This window comes from Bacillus sp. FJAT-45350, assembly GCF_002335805.1.
In the GTDB taxonomy this organism is placed as follows: Bacteria; Bacillota; Bacilli; order Bacillales; family NISU01; genus FJAT-45350.
Genome location: NZ_NISU01000004.1, coordinates 24,218 through 40,687, shown reverse-complemented (window position 1 = coordinate 40,687; position 16,470 = coordinate 24,218). Strand labels below are relative to the sequence as shown.

13 protein-coding genes and 1 pseudogene are annotated in these 16,470 nt (G+C 37.6%); 2 read left to right on the top strand and 12 right to left on the bottom strand.

Going from position 1 to position 16,470, the window contains the following annotated elements; translation table 11 throughout:
• Window positions 1-119: 119 nt before the first annotated feature.
• Entirely contained in the window at window positions 120-1,766 is a 1,647-nt protein-coding gene (locus CD003_RS20700; RefSeq protein WP_096203162.1) for a helix-turn-helix domain-containing protein, read from the bottom strand.
• Between the two features lie 650 nt (window positions 1,767-2,416).
• On the opposite strand from CD003_RS20700, the gene CD003_RS20695 reads away from it, so the two are divergent.
• Both CD003_RS20695 and CD003_RS22480 read left to right on the top strand, forming a co-directional pair.
• Window positions 2,417-3,865, top strand: a complete 1,449-nt coding sequence (locus CD003_RS20695) for a hypothetical protein (protein WP_096203161.1) — start codon at window positions 2,417-2,419, stop codon at window positions 3,863-3,865.
• A gap of 759 nt (window positions 3,866-4,624) precedes the next feature.
• Window positions 4,625-4,717, top strand: a pseudogene (locus CD003_RS22480) (YjcZ family sporulation protein); the annotation flags it as partial.
• Between the two features lie 562 nt (window positions 4,718-5,279).
• On the opposite strand, the gene CD003_RS20685 reads toward CD003_RS22480, so the two are convergent.
• The 11 genes from CD003_RS20685 to CD003_RS20635 form a co-directional block, all read right to left on the bottom strand.
• Window positions 5,280-5,480, bottom strand: a complete 201-nt coding sequence (locus tag CD003_RS20685; protein ID WP_096200152.1) for a cold-shock protein — start codon at window positions 5,478-5,480, stop codon at window positions 5,280-5,282.
• Between the two features lie 775 nt (window positions 5,481-6,255).
• A complete protein-coding gene (gene hcaB / locus CD003_RS20680; RefSeq protein WP_096203159.1) occupies window positions 6,256-7,053 on the bottom strand; it encodes a 3-(cis-5,6-dihydroxycyclohexa-1,3-dien-1-yl)propanoate dehydrogenase in 798 nt (265 codons plus the stop codon).
• Between the two features lie 31 nt (window positions 7,054-7,084).
• Entirely contained in the window at window positions 7,085-7,597 is a 513-nt protein-coding gene (locus tag CD003_RS20675; protein ID WP_096203158.1) for an aromatic-ring-hydroxylating dioxygenase subunit beta, read from the bottom strand.
• Window positions 7,587-8,918 carry an aromatic ring-hydroxylating oxygenase subunit alpha gene (locus CD003_RS20670; RefSeq protein WP_257008413.1) on the bottom strand — a complete coding sequence of 444 codons (1,332 nt, stop codon included), beginning with the start codon at window positions 8,916-8,918 and terminating at the stop codon, window positions 7,587-7,589. Before CD003_RS20670 ends, CD003_RS20675 begins: the two co-directional genes overlap by 11 nt.
• 28 nt (window positions 8,919-8,946) lie before the next feature.
• Entirely contained in the window at window positions 8,947-9,894 is a 948-nt protein-coding gene (locus tag CD003_RS20665) for a VOC family protein (protein ID WP_179295660.1), read from the bottom strand.
• Window positions 9,895-9,962: 68 nt separating this feature from the next.
• On the bottom strand, window positions 9,963-10,742 hold the full coding sequence (nadX, locus tag CD003_RS20660) for an aspartate dehydrogenase (RefSeq protein ID WP_096203157.1): 780 nt from the start codon (window positions 10,740-10,742) through the stop codon (window positions 9,963-9,965).
• A gap of 14 nt (window positions 10,743-10,756) precedes the next feature.
• Complete coding sequence (locus CD003_RS20655) at window positions 10,757-12,208, bottom strand: aldehyde dehydrogenase family protein (RefSeq protein WP_096203156.1); 1,452 nt, start codon at window positions 12,206-12,208, stop codon at window positions 10,757-10,759.
• Between the two features lie 14 nt (window positions 12,209-12,222).
• A complete protein-coding gene (locus CD003_RS20650) occupies window positions 12,223-13,905 on the bottom strand; it encodes a thiamine pyrophosphate-binding protein (RefSeq protein WP_096203155.1) in 1,683 nt (560 codons plus the stop codon).
• A gap of 26 nt (window positions 13,906-13,931) precedes the next feature.
• Window positions 13,932-14,723 (bottom strand): SDR family oxidoreductase, encoded by a 792-nt coding sequence (locus CD003_RS20645; RefSeq protein WP_096203154.1) that lies wholly within the window; start codon window positions 14,721-14,723, stop codon window positions 13,932-13,934.
• Window positions 14,724-14,736: 13 nt separating this feature from the next.
• Complete coding sequence (locus CD003_RS20640) at window positions 14,737-15,660, bottom strand: VOC family protein (protein WP_096203153.1); 924 nt, start codon at window positions 15,658-15,660, stop codon at window positions 14,737-14,739.
• Between the two features lie 74 nt (window positions 15,661-15,734).
• On the bottom strand, window positions 15,735-16,268 hold the full coding sequence (locus tag CD003_RS20635; RefSeq protein WP_096203152.1) for a cupin domain-containing protein: 534 nt from the start codon (window positions 16,266-16,268) through the stop codon (window positions 15,735-15,737).
• Between the last annotated feature and the right edge of the window lie 202 nt (window positions 16,269-16,470).

Below are 16,470 nucleotides of genomic sequence, written 5' to 3'. Positions count from 1 at the left end.
CTAACCAGCATGTGCCAAATAATTTATGTGTAACTTGGGGGGTTACTTAATACTTTCATGATACACCCTTTATATTACAATAACATTAAGAGCCCAAATCAATTGTGTTAAATTATCCCTTATTTGGGTTCCTCTTCAGTAATCCACTTCCTAAGCTTTTCATCATTCTTAGAATTAGGCTTCTTTATCTCGTTCTTCTCAAAACGAGATAAGGTCGTGTGAGCAATTCCAATTTCCTTAGCAGCTTTTGATAAGGTTAAGCCTCTCTTTTTCCTAGTATGTTGAACTAATTCTGGGGTTATTTTATAATCAGTCGAAGTTGAATCTGTTTCTTCAAAATGTAAGCCTAACACTAATTGCTCTTCTCGATTCATCTGGTCGTCTCTTTTTTTAGTCCGACTAAGCTTCTTACCAAACTCATTAATCACTTCTTCAATCTCAAGTGGCCTTGGCTTTTCTTCAATAGATAAGCCTGAGATGATTTCTTTTGGAGGGAGAATAATGACTTGTAATGTCATCCAATAATTTGTCAGCCAACCTCGGTTCCCTTTTCCCATTCTTGTCTCGTCAATCGATACATAGTGCCAAGAGTCTATAATCTTGTCCTCCTGCAGTGTATCTAAAATACTCTCAAACGATTCCTTAACTCGAAATGGTCTCTTATCATTTGTACTATCCATTCCGAGTACACTTAACAACCCTCGTTCACCACCGATATTATACGGTCGCTCGAAGTCCGTTTTACGGGAGCGAATTCGCCATTGCCAAGACAAGTAGCGAGTTAATCTTTTATGATGCTTATGCTTAACAGGATTATATTGTAGCGCTTTAAGTGAAAGCATACCCGTCGACTTTTTTGCACCATGCAAATAGCTTGCTAGTAAATCGCCAGGTCTAATCTCACATTCATAAATCCCAATCACATCATTTGTTTGCCGATCATGAGCAATCGTTACATTGTCTACTACAAACAGTCTTTTTAATTTAGATTTTTTATATTCTGATAGAGATGTCTGATCAATAAAATGAACTTCATCATCCTCATCAACTCGCAACCAAATAGAAGCTAGTGCAGCAATTCTTTTCATGACCTCATCTCGATCCTTTTTTCGAAAAGTGCCATATCCTAATTTATTTTTGTTCTTCTGTATTTGTCGCATCGTAAGTACATCTTCATGATTAAACGAAACCATATCTTTTTCAGTACTCGCGCTCTTCATCCAAAGAATTGAAATGACATCAAATGCATCCGCAGTTAAGTCGTCCATTGATGTTATCGCTTGAGCCATTAACGTTTCCCACTGGTCAATTTCCCCATTTGTAAGAATCATTCCATCGTCAACATGAGTATGTATTTGGGCTACATGGGTTTGATTTCCATTCTTAATTTCTACTGTGGGAATGCCATCTTTTTTAGAAAAACTATTTAAACTAATCGCTTCTCTTAATTTATGAAATAACAACGAAGACCCTGTTTCTGCTACTTCTTCGCTCAGTAACTTTTCTATCATCTCACCTTTTTCGGTACTATCTAAGTATGTCTCTAATAACGGGGACATAATCTGCACAATTTGTTGACCATAAAGGGTAACAATACTTGCACAACTTACCTCATCTTCATGATCAATAATTGTATTGATTAATAATTGAAAGGCTCTAAACGCCTCATCCTCATCATCGCTTCTCCATAACTGAAGGATTTCTTCATACTTATCACCTAATAAGTCCTCAGCAACCTCCATAAAAACGTCGCTATTTATATGCACTGTGCAGTCACCCTTTTCTGTGCATTTTTTAAAAATACCACTCTATAATTATACCATTTGCACAAAAAAATGCACAAAACTCTATGATATTGTGCATTTTAAAACTAATGTCGTCGCTTCAGTGGCTATTAAATGAAAAAATGCACATATTCTCATGTCACTGGCTATACACGTACCAAATGCACATAGTTAAATAATGAAATTTCCAATTTTAAGGATATTTAATACAAGACTGGACTTTGTGCACTTCATTTTCATAAAATGTCGTCACTTCACTGGCAATTAAATATCGTCACTTCACTGGCAATAAACCTATTACATTTAGTTACAAAAAAAGCTATTATATCAGTGGTTTCAGCCTGTTTTGGCAAAGAAAAAATAAGTAGGTAGGTTATTTTCCCCTTGCAAAAAAGGGTAATTACGCACATTTTTATCCTAATATATGGTAAAAACAACTAAAAAAGTCGTCGTTTGGGTGGCTATAAATTTTTTTGGAAAAAATTTTTATCCTTATGTACCAAGGGTTTAAGGGCTGTCGAAAGCTGTGCATTTTTCCTAATTAAGAGAGCCAAAAAAAAATGCACAGGATGCTATAATAATTCTAGTAATATATACCACAAATAGAAGATTACATGAGGGAGGTGAGGTACATGACAATTCTAGCTAATGCACGAGGATTAAAAGGGAAGAAAACAACACCAGTAGCCATAAGTACGGCGTTTTGGAATGAGCTGCTGTTTGCAAAAGTTCAGGATGATTTGCACAATGACCTCCCTTATGATTTATATCATATCACGAATGCAGATCTAGACTTACTCATCATTCTACACAAGATATGTAATACAAACGGCCGAATTAAAGAAACAACGGTGCATCAAATCTATCAAGCGATGCGTGAGTACTTTGAATCGCCTGCAAGCCATACTCAGGTTTATTTAAGTATGGATAAGTTCGTAAGACGTGGTTTAGTAACGGTAGAAACAATCGAAGGCACAAATCTAGCAAACTATACTCTTAATTACTTTATCAATGAAGCGACGAACAAGCCTCATCGCTATGCAGTCGTTTCTGAAACTGTCTTCACAACAGCATTCAGTGACTTAACACTCGCTGCACGAAAGCTTTTTCTCATGACAGCCATTCAACAAGGTACTAATGAGTTCATTTTCCGTTCAATTCGAGGAGAAAATGGCTTAATCAAGCTTCTACATAAAACACAACCTATTCAAGTGCAGTCCGTTCTTGATGAACTTTCAGGAAAAAATGCACAAGGGAAGGTTTATTTTCGTGTGGCAAAAATGGAGAAACAAAGAGGTCGCTATCATAAAGCCTATCTAGCATTACAAAAAGGCATTCAACCTGCGATTCAACAGGGACAAGAACTGAGAGATTCGCTAGAGTCACCTATTCGTTATCCAAGAAAAGCACAGTTTATGAAACGAGTATTGGACGAGTTAGGCATCGGTGAAGTGGCTGAACAAATGAGTCTTCTCATCAACTGCATGAAAAGCCTTGGCTATCGTGTTATCCGTCAAGTATTACGTGAAATCAAAAGCTTCATCAAACGGAACGGTCACGCTCCACGAGATTTAGCTCACTTTATCAAAAAAGAAACTCGTATTAGCCGCGAAAAAGAGATTACAGATATTGCTCATGAGACAGACATATACGATTACATTGCACCAGGACTAGACGAACAAGTAAAAGACCATCGACTCTTTGAATTTATAACAAAGTTTAGCTGGTATAGCACAAGAGAAATCAGGCGAATGTTTAAAGCATGCAAAGACGCAGTGAAAGAAACGTTCAAACTAGCCCCGACGATAAATGACTACATACTAGATAATAAGCTAACGACTCTTGAAAACATCTATCCAGTACGGCTGCATGCGTTCAATCGTAAAATTGACCCAACTACATATTGCCAGCTAGAAGAACATGTAGTAGCGTTCCACTACGATAAATCTGAAACATACATAATCGATTGGCTCATTGGTCGAATTGAATTAGCTGCACACCAAAGAGAACAAGAGCAGAATCAACAGACACTAATGAAATTAGAAGACTTTATCATAGAACGCTCTACTATTAATGCTTAACGATAGCCCTTTTAAAAAAGCGATGAAAAAGGGCTATTTGTCGTTCAGTTAACGAAAATAGTAATGATTTTGGCATAGAAACAAAGTATCTTAACAAGCTCACTTATTGCGTAAGTATACATTGAATTCACCAAGTAAAACTTTCGTACATCAAGGAAAGAAAAAACCATAAATAAATTAGTGAATTTGTGATTCAATCTCTACTATAAAGATGAAAAAACCTTAAGTTAAAGTAACTTATCTCTGGATACCTTGGATAAGTAGTCGAAGTTCATGCAAAATAACAGTTATTATTCATGCACTGCACCTCATCAAAATTCTTCAGCTTATTTGTTGGTTTATAAGCTTAGTTTCAGGAATTATCTTTATATAAACGACCTATCGCTGTCTCATTTCTGTTTTTTTCATCAAAAAAAAGCAACAACCCCAATTACACCAAGGGTTAGCGCGTTCGTATAAAAGGTTTTGATCTAAATTATAAAAGATCTAGGATATAAAAGTTTTCTATTACTACGAGATATGAATAGATTAAATAATTTATTTTATAAATGGGCTAACTATTTTTCAACTACATGATTATTATCATCATTTGTCTATTTATTTACTTTTACATCTCACAGACTCAAAATGACATGAATTATAGACATAATAGTTGTGTTCCCAATAAGCCCACTCGCGCCCAATCATTAAACTCATTCAGACATAGTCTGTTACTGTGTGGTTAAACTCTCACAAAACCCTTTTTAAGGAGAGATTTTAATGAGTGTAGGTACAGGAACAGGCGCAGGCAGCGGCTTCGCGTTAATTATAGTATTATTCATTCTCTTAATTATCATTGGTGCGTCGTGGATGGGCGGCGGACATACAGCAGGGTATGGCGTAGGAGGATTTGGAGCGGCGCCAGCAATGGGTGCAGCACCAGTAGCAGGAGGAATGGCAGCAGCAGCACCAGCAGGAATGGCAGGCGGTATGGGTGCAGCAGGATTTGGAGCTTACTAACTAATCTTGCATGGCTAAAAACGCTAACGCCCTGCATGGGCTTTCTTTTCACGACATACGGTAACGAAAAAGGCGGCAGTTTAAAGACTAGCCGCCTTTTTTGTAGATATGGTTAATCGATAAGAAGAAATAAAACAACCAATAAACGTTTCTTCTTTTATTCTACCGTTTGTTGGTTAGATAGTTAATGTTAATTCAATTAATTTTTCAATAAATTATGTATTCTCTAAGTAATGTGGTATGATGCACCTGACCATTTAAACCTTGTAACATATTTCTTCGAGGCTGACTAAAGGAATTTCTTTTCTTTCAATTTTGGCAAAACTTGATTGAACGAGGAGGTAACTTTTAGGAGGTCTTTTTTTGTGCGTGGAAATAAAAAAAGGACCCTAAGATAGGGTCCTTTTTTTCATACTTAGGCTTTGTTAACGTTTGTAGCTTGAGGTCCGCGTTGACCTTGCTCTACTTCAAAAGTAACTTTTTGGCCTTCATCTAAAGATTTAAATCCTTCGCCTTGGATAGCTGAGAAATGTACGAATACATCTTCTCCACCGTCAACTTCGATGAAACCGAAACCTTTTTCTGCGTTAAACCATTTTACTGTACCTTCTTGCATGTTTGTTTCCTCCTGTGTGGATGTATAATCCACGATTTATTACTATTGTTGCTCAAGTAGCTATCTAAGGCGAAAAATTTAATTACTTATTCTTTCCCTTACAAACCGAACAAAAATAATTCTTATTAAGATTAACAGATATAATTTAAATAAGCAAATAGAAGTTTACTACTGTTATTATGCTTAATCTGTCCATGAAAACATGTACCATGTTTTTTAAGGCTGACCCACTCAATTAGCCAGCCATTATTTTAAATAGTAGTACCCTACGACTCCTCCAACGCTGCCTCAATCAGAATATAGATATTCTTCTCCTGAATTAGCGATTGCATCTTTAGTTCTTTATGTAAGTCCGTTCTAATATCAAATGATACACGCTTTCTTCTTTTATTGTTATACTCTTTTCTTCCTTTATAACAATATTCGAATGAACTTTCTTCTTGTTATAATCTTTTATGCAACGCTCTTCTACTTTCTTTGCTTTATTCTATTTGATTCTTCAAAGACCTAGTAAATATTGTGTTTGATAGAACTAACAGAAAACCGAATGCTTTTATAAATTTATTTTCCAATTGTCATTATTAATTTGAATCTTTCAATAGAAAAAGCATGTATGTAAGCTTGAATACATGCTTTCTGGATTAATTTATATTTGAGAACTTAACCCCACGGGACCAAGATGAATGTTTACCCAAAAATTATTGGGAAATAAACAACTTTCATTCAGTGGGGGATTCTTTCCCCGACTGAATGAAAGTAACGTTCAAATGGTCTCTTAATTTAACGTTACTGCCATTCCTCGCACACCTAGGCCACCATCACTTTCAATCACTGTACCAGTAATAGCTTTCGATTCATTCGAAGCTAACAATACATAGGCTCCCATATGGTCTTCGGGGGTTTGTGCAATCTGTAAAGGATTCCGAGCGCTAATTAACCTTTTTCTTGTTTCTGGATCAAGTTGTTGTACACAATCTTTTAATGGAGGGATAGCGCTTAAATTCGTAATTGTGCCACCTGGGGAAACTCCATTAACTCTTATTTCAGGGGCTAACTCATAAGCCAATTCTTTAATCAAGCCAACAATAGCATGCTTACTAGCTGTATAGAGAGGGCCACCACCATTAGGATAAAACCCTGAATTTGAAACGGTAAATATAATAGTTCCACCTGTTTTCTTCAATTCAGCACAAGCTGCTTTGGCTCCAAGTAGACCACCTTTTACATTAATATCGAAAATCATAGAAAAAGCTTCATCGATACGACTTTCAGGTAGGCCTTCAAGAGAAACGAATCCATCAAATACACCTGCATTGGATACAAATATATCCAACTTCCCAAAAATTTCAACGGTTTTACTTATAGCTTCTTTATGGTCACTATAACTAGTAACATCGCCTCTAAATGTTAGAATACTGTCTCCAAATTCTTCTTTTAATTCATTTAACCCTTCTTCGGAAAGATCGAAAACACATACACGCGTACCCTCATCTATAAATCGTTTCGTGATTGCTTTCCCTATTCCTGAAGCTCCTCCCGTTACGATAGCTACTTTCTCATCCAATTTGCTCACTTTTCCCATCTCCTTTAGTAAAGAGTACCCATTACACAAAGATTGCTAGATTTCTTGTATCAATTGTTGTTTGATCAATAATGAAAAATCGTTTGGATAGCTTCCATTCCCCGTCGCTATACGTAAATTCGTCTTGACGCTCTCCTGAGATAAGGTCATGATGAATATCGTTTGTACGGCTACGATAAATAAGAAGATTACTTTTAACCCTAGCTTTTTCATTTTCAACATAATCAGTAATAAAAACATTGCTAACAGTACGGCGTGTTCGAGATGGGGGGATTTCAGCCCAGGCATAATCTGTTTTTAAACGGTCAACACGCATTTTCATTGTTTCATAATCATCTTCGAAGGCAAACATATCGGTTGAGTAATCTGGCCGTTCGATTCCTTCCTTATTGACCCGAACCGGCATTTGATAAACAAGGTCTGGATGGATTAGGCTAAACCAGGCATCAAATTTGATATTATCTAGTAAGGATGCTTCATTATATAACCATCTCTCAAACATAAACGTAACCAGCATAAGCTCCTTATTTTCCATCGTCTTTCTCCTTTCCATCACGATTCATGAGTTCTAACCAGTAGCTATAGAAGTTTCTGTGGCTCGCTTCGGTGAACTTATCATCATAGACAACACCTGGTCCTGGGAAATCTGTTACTGGTTTTCTATGCAATCCCATTGTATAGTTGTATTTCATTTCTTTTAAGAAAGGTAGTTTGCCTCGTGCTGCATCAGAGATATCAATAAACACCTCGGTATCGTCTTGTTCAAAAATTCCCGATGGACTAAATGTTAAAACAAAGGATTCTCTTGAACGTCTTTTCCAATCTTCCGACGCATTTTTTTCAACTAGAAACCATGTGGTTACTTCCATTTTATCTGGACCGACTGGATTCCATTGACGAAGCGATGTATTTGAAATTAATTGGCCTTTAATTTCTGTGTGCGAAACTAAGAATGATAGATTTGGAAACAGGTTTCCATTTGTATTTTTTAAGTTTGATATAATATCAAATTGTTCAGGAGATAAATTCTCCTTGTATTCAGGAATCAACTCTTCTGGAAATGCAAAGTCTGGATTTGGCATCCCCAAGTTACATCCATGCCCGTTCTCGGTATGAACTTGATAGCCTTTTTTTGAGTATTTCGGCCCTGGTACCATTCCTAGCTGAACAATTGAACCGTGCGTGACCATAGTATGATAAGAGTCACCGACAAAATTGTCTGAACCGGTTTTCCAATGAGCTGGGATTACATACTTTTGCGGGGGGCCAACAACTTCCATCTCAGTTCGACCAATGACCAAATCCCAGTACCATTTGAATTCTCCAAGAAAGTCATCTAGTGGTTCAGGAGTGTCATTCCATGTACCGAAAATACAACCTTTATACGTATCAAGCGTTACTTCATGTAGTGTCATCTTTTCTTTATCAAGCGTGTCCCCGTAGATTTCTTTTTGTAAAGGTGCTCCAATTAATTCACCTGTATTTTTAAATACAAAACCGTGGTAAGGACAGGTAAACTGCTTTTTGTTTCCTTTATCAGCACGACATAACTTCATCCCACGGTGAGTACACATGTTGTACGAAGCTCGTAGCTTTCCTTCGTCACTTCTTGCGATAATAATTGAGTAGCCAGCAAGGGTCCTTGTTATAAAATCACCACTGTTTGGTATTTCGGATTCATGACCAAGAAACATCCATGTTTTCATAAAAAGTTTTTCTTGTTCTAATTCATATATCGTTGGGTCACCTAGAATATAAGCAGGAATCGTCCCTTCCTCTGGTTGAACGGTTTCATTTAAATATTGAACCACTTCTTCGCGTGTCATCTCTTCTAACATCAGTTCTTTTTTAGCCAATGTCCCCTACCTCCATTCCATTTCTTGATTAAGAATCATACTTTTCTAGAAGTTCAATGATTACTTTAAATGTTGATGTTGTATCTATATAAGCGTATCTTCCATTACCATTAAAAAAGTTTCCTTTTTGAATAACTGGATATCCTAATTCTTCCAAAAGCGCAACTTTTTCTTCTAAATCATTTACATTAAAAGAAATATGGTGAATTCCTTCTCCATTTGTCTCTAGAAACTCATTCCACGTACTCGGAGAATCTCCTGGCTCGATCAGCTCAATTTGAATAAGTGGGGTATCGATAAACATAAATCTTCCTCTAGCATCTGTTTGTTTTCCACGATGGACCACTTGTGTAACGGTTGGATCACCTGCATGAACGATTGCTGGTTTTTCAACTCCTAGGAGGTTGCAATAGGCTTCCGCTACTTTGTCAAGATCGCGGACAACTACAGCCATTTGTGTTAATTTAGTAGTTCCTAATAATGAGTTCTTCTCATCGAGAGAAATAGGTTCATAAGGTGTTTCGCGTTCTAGTAATTCAATGAGTGTCTTATACGTTTCTTGGGTGTCTGCATAAGCATAACAACCATTACTGGAAGTGAAATTTCCTGTTTGTACAACTGGAAATCCATGTTCCTCCACTGTTTTAATTGCTGGTTCTATCGAGTTTACATCAAAAGCAATATGATGAATGCCTTCCCCAATAGTGCCTAAAAAGTCTCTCATCGTACTAGGTTCTTGATTTGGTTCGATTAGCTCTATTTGTACCGAGGGTGTATTGATGAAACACAGTTTACTCTGAGCATCAGAGGGTTTGCCATTATAAACAACTTGTGAGACATCACGTTCCCCTGTTAGAAACCAATCTGGCTTTGGAATCCCAAGCAATGTTGAAAAAGCCTCACAAGCAGCATCTATATCATTCACAACAAAGGCAATTTGGTTCACTGTATTATTTCCAAGTAATGTCTTACTCATAGACAAACCCCCGTTATTTTTCATTTTTTACAATCTATTAAAATCCAGACTAGAAAATCTCAAAACGGTTATCCAATGCTCATATTTCCTTCTATCTCTTTTAAGGTTGATAGAATACTTAACGCAGCTAGAAAACTCGTTTTGGGGTTTCCAGGCATTGGGTTATTTTCAATATTTAATGATAACGTTCCAAATTCACCTGTTGCTTCAATCGTATGGATGTTTTTTGTAATCCCCGGGTCAGCTATTATTTTTACCTTTGTTTGAGCAATTCCTAACCCGACAAGTGAGAGGATGATCGAAACATTAATATTTTTAGGAAAAAGCTTAATTGCCTCTTTTGCATATCCTTCAAATAAGACCTTTGGCTCTGTTATTGGTTCGTCAGTTAACGAGTTCGCTGGCTTTCTTGTCACGATGGAGACATCTTTTAATCCATCAACGGTAACCGCTGCTTTTAATACATCTAAACCACCAATTGCTCCTGAGGGTAAATATACTTTTGTACCGTGCTCATTACAGATACGAGCAACTTCTGTACTAAAATCAGGTTCTGCAAAGGCTCCAACACTGATGATGAGAATATCCTTGCCATTTTTAAGTAACTTCGGTGCATATTCAATTGTCGCTGTAATATTAGCAGCCTCAATGACTACATCAATATCGGAATGCATAAATTCTTCAAAACTATGAAAAGGAGTTACTTGATACTTTGTAGCTAGATATTGAGTCGTTTCAATGTTTCTACTAAAAAGTGCAGTTATACTTACATCTGTTTGCGGAGTAGTATGGAAATAATCTAATAAAAATTCGCTAATGTTTCCTGAACCAATCAATCCTATTTTCATGTTGTTCACCTTCCCTAATTGGCAAAGCCGTATGAATCCGTGAAAAACTCAAGTCCACCATAAAATGTTTCTGTTGATAAACCACTTTCTTTAAGGCCAGGGAAATCTAATCGCAAATCTTTAAAAATAGTGTGATTATTATGGAAGATTGCACCAGCTTCAATTCTTTCAGCTAGCTGAATTGCTTGGTTTTCATCTTCCGTCCACACTGATGCTCTTAGGCCAAATTCTGTATCATTTGCTAAGTTGATTGCTTCTTCAATATCTGAATAAGGCAAGACAGGAACAATTGGGCCAAACTGTTCTAATCGAACAATCTCACTCTCTTGTTTTACTCCGGTTACAATTGAAGGAAGCATAAAATATCCATCATTCCAAGATTCATCATTTAACTTTCTTCCTGCTGTCAGAACATTGACACCATCTTCTTGTGCTGTTCTTTCTTTTAATTCATTAACAAATTTGAATTGAGCTTCATTATTTATTGGCCCCATTGTCGTATCGGGATGCATCCCATTTCCGACAATGACACGTTGAAATTCTTTTTCAAGTTTGGTAACAAACTCATCGTATTTTGAGTTGTGTACGTAGATTCGCTTGATGGCTGAGCAAACTTGGCCGGATGCTCGAAGGACGCCAAGACGTAATTTCTGCATGTTCTCTTTATCTAAATTCGCATCAGGTAAGATAATGGCTGGGTCATTACCACCAAGCTCCAACGAAAGTTTTTTAACCGTATTTGCTGCATTTTTTATAATTGTTTTCCCTGTTTCTGTACTACCAACAAAAGCAATTGCCTTTACTTTTTTATTACTGCAAAGCTCATCACCAACAAGTCGGCCAGAACCAGTAACGATGTTGATTACTCCCGGTGGAAAACATGCCGCAACTTCTCTTAAGCAGTTCATGATCGTTAATGGACAATCTGTTGCAGGTTTGAATACAACCGTGTTTCCTGTTAGAACCGCTGGAATGACACGTTTAAACGTTAGGACCATTGGTGAATTCCAGGGAGCAATGACAGCAGTAACTCCACGTGGACGTCTACGAACCTGGACCTTTTGGTGCTCGTCACTTAGGTCAATGGTCTTCCACCAATCTTTTAGAAGATCGGGCCCTTTTCTTGTAATCTCAACACAACGCATTAAGTCCTTTTTCGCTTCCACTAATGTTTTCCCATTCTCACGTACAAAAAGAGAAATATTTTCTTTAATAATCACTTCTAATTTATCTGCTGCTTGACGCATGATGTTTGAACGTTCCTCAATCGAGGTTTGAGACCATTTTTTAAAAGCATCCGCAGCAGCGTCAACTGCTTGACTGATATCATTTTGTGAGCAAAGTGCAATTTCACCAACGACTTCTTTGATATCTGCTGGATTAATGACTTCCTTTAAATTTTTTGATTCATACCATTCTCCGTTGATTAAGTACTTTCCAGAAATAGAAGGAAAATTTGATTTCACAACTATCCCTCCTTTCATAATTTTTTTGGTTTGAATGTGGCAGCTACACCTGGAGGACCTGCGAAAGGTTTGTTCATTGGACCAATTGCATTCATGTCTACGATAATCATGGTTGTTTCTTTTCTATAGACAGCATCTTTCAATTCTTCTGAAAATTCCTCGGTTGTCGTTACCTTTTTTGAGTAAGCACCCATTGACTGGCCTAATAAAGCAAAATCAGGACTTACTAGGTCAACAGCAACTTGACGACCATAAGCAGCATCTTGAATACTTCGGAGAACCCCGTAGCCAGAATCATCAAACAAGACGATAATTAACGGAATTTTTTCTTGGACAGCTGTTGCCAATTCGCCAACATTGACCATAAATCCACCATCACCAGCGATTAAGACGACTTGACGATCACGGTTTGCAATCTGAGCACCAATGGCTGTTGGTAACCCTTGCCCGATCCCGCCACCTGACGCATGAATAGAGTTTCTTGGTTCATAGATTTCTAGTAGTCTACTCCCCCAGACATTTGCTGGAACAGTTACGTCTCTTACATGTATCGTATCTCGTGGCAATAACTCTCTCATACTATCAAGAATTTTCTCATAAGGACCTAACGTACTACGCAGTTGATCTCTTAAGTTATTACGCACGGATTTAACTTCTTCAAGATACGCTTTTTTTGTTGACAATGATTGTTGCATCAACTTCTCATTTATTTGTTTTAACGTTTGCTTTGCATCACCTACAAGCCCAAATGATAATGGATAATTACGGTTCATCGCTTCATAATCCCCATCAATACCAATATGATTTTCAGGAACAGTCACTGCCCAATTTGACGTTTCATTCCCTCTAAAGCGAACTCCTACACTAATGAGCAGGTCAGCCTTTTCTAAAAATTTCTTCGTTTCAGGGTGTGCACCAAAATGACCAAAGCATTGATCATGATCTTCTGGAATAATTCCTTTCCCAGATTGACTTGTAATCACCGCTGCCCCAATTTTCTCCGCTAAGCTTTGAACTTCTTCTGAAGCGTTAGCTGAAATGGCTCCACCTCCTACCCAAAGGACAGGACGTTTCGCTTCAGTAATTGACTCGATGACTGCATCAGGGATTAAGACCTCCGATGTCTCAGCAACTTGCTGATGGGCTTGAACAACTGACGTTTCATGAATAATAGCCGTTTGAAAATCAATTGGAACTTCCACAGTTATTGGACCAGAAGGAATAGCAAATGCTTCATGAATCGCTTTACGAATTAGAAATGGTGCTTGTTCTGGGTTTCTAAGTCGGTAGGCTTCTTTTCCAGAGCCTTTCATCATCGATAATTGGTCCTTACATTCGTGAATATAGCCTCTTCCAGTTCCTAAATACTTGGAACCTACTTCTCCTGTAAGATGAAGCAATGGAACTCCCGCAGCCCATGCTTCGATAATTGAGCCTGCTGCATTCCCAGCACCTGTACCGGTACTAGTAATGACAACACCTAACTTTCCTGTAGAACGGGCATAGCCATCAGCCATGTTTACGGCCCCGCTCTCTCCTCTAGAGCAAACTAAGTGGATACTTCCTTCTCTCAAGATTGCGTCATAGATTGGCATGTTATGAATACTAACAATCCCAAATGCAACTTCAACACCTGCATGAACCAATTCTTGAACAATTGCATCAGCCGTAGTATATTCTGTTTGTACGTCAGCCATTTTGATTCCCTACTTTCATCATAAAATCACAGCGTTTTTCCTATTCCACCAGCTACTTCTATCGTTGTGCCTGTAATATAACTAGCTTTATCTGAACCTAAAAACAGAATAGCACTTGCGACTTCTTCTGCTTCTCCTACTCTTCCAAGAGGGATATTACGTTTTTTTGCTAGATCCGCATAATACTCTTCCACTGGTACATCAGGACTTGACTCTTTTCTTCTTCGTTCCCATTGGTCCGTTTTAATTAATCCTAGACTAATAGAATTGACGAGAATATTATCTTTAGCAAATTCACGTGAAAGTGATTTACTTAAGTTTAGTAAGCCAGCTCTCGTTGCGGCTGTTGCGACCATATGTGTTTCTGGTTCCTTTGAAAGGGTTGCATTTATGTTGATAATTTTTCCGCTGCCTTTTTGCTTCATGTATGGATACACTGCTTTTACGGCATTAATAATCGCGAAATATTTTAAATTGATTTGCTCATCCCACTGCTCTTTTGTGATATCAAAAAAGTGTCCCATAATGCTTTTCCCTGCTGAGTTCACTAAGATATCGATTCCGCCAAACTTTTCAGCTGTTGCTTCTATAAATGCTTCAACTTCAGCCTGAGCGGTCACATCACACGATTGTGCAAATATTTTTTCCTCTGGTCCATGTTCCGTTAGCTGACGTACTGCATATTCTAGCCTTGCTTCATTTCGGCCACATATCGCTACATTTGCGCCTTCCTGTAAAAACATTTCGGCTGTTTTTAGACCAATTCCTGAAGAACCACCCATTATCACAGCAACTTTTGATTTTAATCCTAGCTCCATCCGTTTTTCCACCTCATTTCGTTTTAATTGTTTTTCGGTTAAACCAACCTAGATCCGGTTTTCCTCCCATAGCTGCACGTGCTTCTGGTCTAGGTGGTCCGGCTGTCCCCCATTGGTCCATTAAATGTGGTACTCTCTTCCATACTTGAGCCCTCCAAGTTGATTCATCCTCAACTGTTGATAGATAACATGTATATTCCATTACAAATCCACCTGGGTCCTGGAAGTAACAGAAGATATTATCACCAGGTCCATGTCTTCCTGGTCCCCATAGTTCTTGGTAGCCATTCTTTTTTATATTTGTAATGCCTCTCATTACTTCATTGACGCCATCAACTTCATAGGCAATGTGATTTACTGAAGCGTGTCCTTCATGGTTAAACGCAATGGAGTGGTGATTTTTATTACAACGTAAGAAGCACATTTGGTGCTCACTCCAATCTGTCACTTTAAAGCCAAGAACCTCTGTATAAAAGTCGACTGCATTGTCTATCGATTCTGTGTTGAGTACTACATGGTTTAATAAACTTGGATTTGATGATTTCTTTTTAGTCCATTCGGTTGTATGAATTTCAACCCAACAAGATAATTCAATGCAACGATTCTCTGGGTCAACAAAGCGGAAACCGTAGCCACCACCTTCTTCTTCTAAATAACCTGGTTCTGAAACAAGCTGAATCCCCATACTTTTTAATTTTTTCGCTGCTTCATCAACAGCATGCTTATCAACTAATCCAAACGCTATATGATGAAGTCCTTTCTCTTCTCCAGCATTTAAATGCAATATATGATGTTCTGGACCTGCACCGCGAAAGTAGACATTTTCTTCATCCTCATACACCTTATCAAGACCCCAAATTTCTGAATAAAACTCGGATTGTTCTTTTAAGTTCGGTGTAAATAAACTGATGTGGCGTAAGTGTGTGATACCTAACATTGTGTAAACACCTCTTTTCATAATTTTTTGAAATATGGAGTTCTAGGTCGAACTCCATATTTCTTTACATTTCTTTATTTATCAGCTTGTTGGATAATCGCGTCTCTTTCTTTCGCACGTTGAATTCGTAACTCTTCAAGCTCACTACCTTCAGGATAGCTTGGTAATTGAGGCTTTGGTGAACCTAACATAACGAGCATCAACGCATCTTCATTCCCATCATTTCGAACTCCGCGGTGAATACCTGGTGGACAACTAATGCAATCCCTTGTATCAAGTTGGATTTCGTAATCCTTCCCATCCTGTTGAAGAAGAGCTGTGATCTTCCCTTGTAACACGAAAAATACTTCTTCTACATCAGAGTGTAAGTGGAGTGGTCCAATACAACCTGGGGGCAATACCATTGTGCTTAATGTAAAATGTTCAGCTTGAATGACACTAGAGTCATTGTTTGCAGTAGCTCCTCGCCCAATGTAACGCATTTGCGCTCGACGGTATCTTGCATCTACTTCCTCTTGGAACGCCAGTACGTTCCAATCTAATTTACGTTCACTTAATCTAGCAACATATTTCTTTTCAAATTCTTGAATGTTAAGTTCTTCAGCCATATCAATCTCTCCCTTTTAAATAAATTAAACTTTATAAATAAGCGTTTTTAACACTTATTTATATTAATAAGTTCGATGTGTTTTAAATACGAAACTATGTTTTAACTATATACACATTGTAAAAAAGAGTTAATTAAATGTCAACGGAAGTTATCAAAATTGTTAGAATTATTTACCTATTTTTTTATTAGACTGATTAGTA

Bases quoted from the DNA above. Each gene is read 5' to 3' on its own strand.
- CD003_RS20695 (WP_096203161.1), top strand. From the start codon at position 2,417: ATGACAATTCTAGCTAATGCACGAGGATTAAAAGGGAAGAAAACAACA.
- CD003_RS20685 (WP_096200152.1), bottom strand. From the start codon at position 5,480: ATGCAAGAAGGTACAGTAAAATGGTTTAACGCAGAAAAAGGTTTCGGT.
- CD003_RS20675 (WP_096203158.1), bottom strand. From the start codon at position 7,597: ATGGAAAATAAGGAGCTTATGCTGGTTACGTTTATGTTTGAGAGATGG.
- CD003_RS20665 (WP_179295660.1), bottom strand. From the start codon at position 9,894: ATGAGTAAGACATTACTTGGAAATAATACAGTGAACCAAATTGCCTTT.
- nadX (WP_096203157.1), bottom strand. From the start codon at position 10,742: ATGAAAATAGGATTGATTGGTTCAGGAAACATTAGCGAATTTTTATTA.
- CD003_RS20650 (WP_096203155.1), bottom strand. From the start codon at position 13,905: ATGGCTGACGTACAAACAGAATATACTACGGCTGATGCAATTGTTCAA.
- CD003_RS20645 (WP_096203154.1), bottom strand. From the start codon at position 14,723: ATGGAGCTAGGATTAAAATCAAAAGTTGCTGTGATAATGGGTGGTTCT.
- CD003_RS20640 (WP_096203153.1), bottom strand. From the start codon at position 15,660: ATGTTAGGTATCACACACTTACGCCACATCAGTTTATTTACACCGAAC.
- CD003_RS20635 (WP_096203152.1), bottom strand. From the start codon at position 16,268: ATGGCTGAAGAACTTAACATTCAAGAATTTGAAAAGAAATATGTTGCT.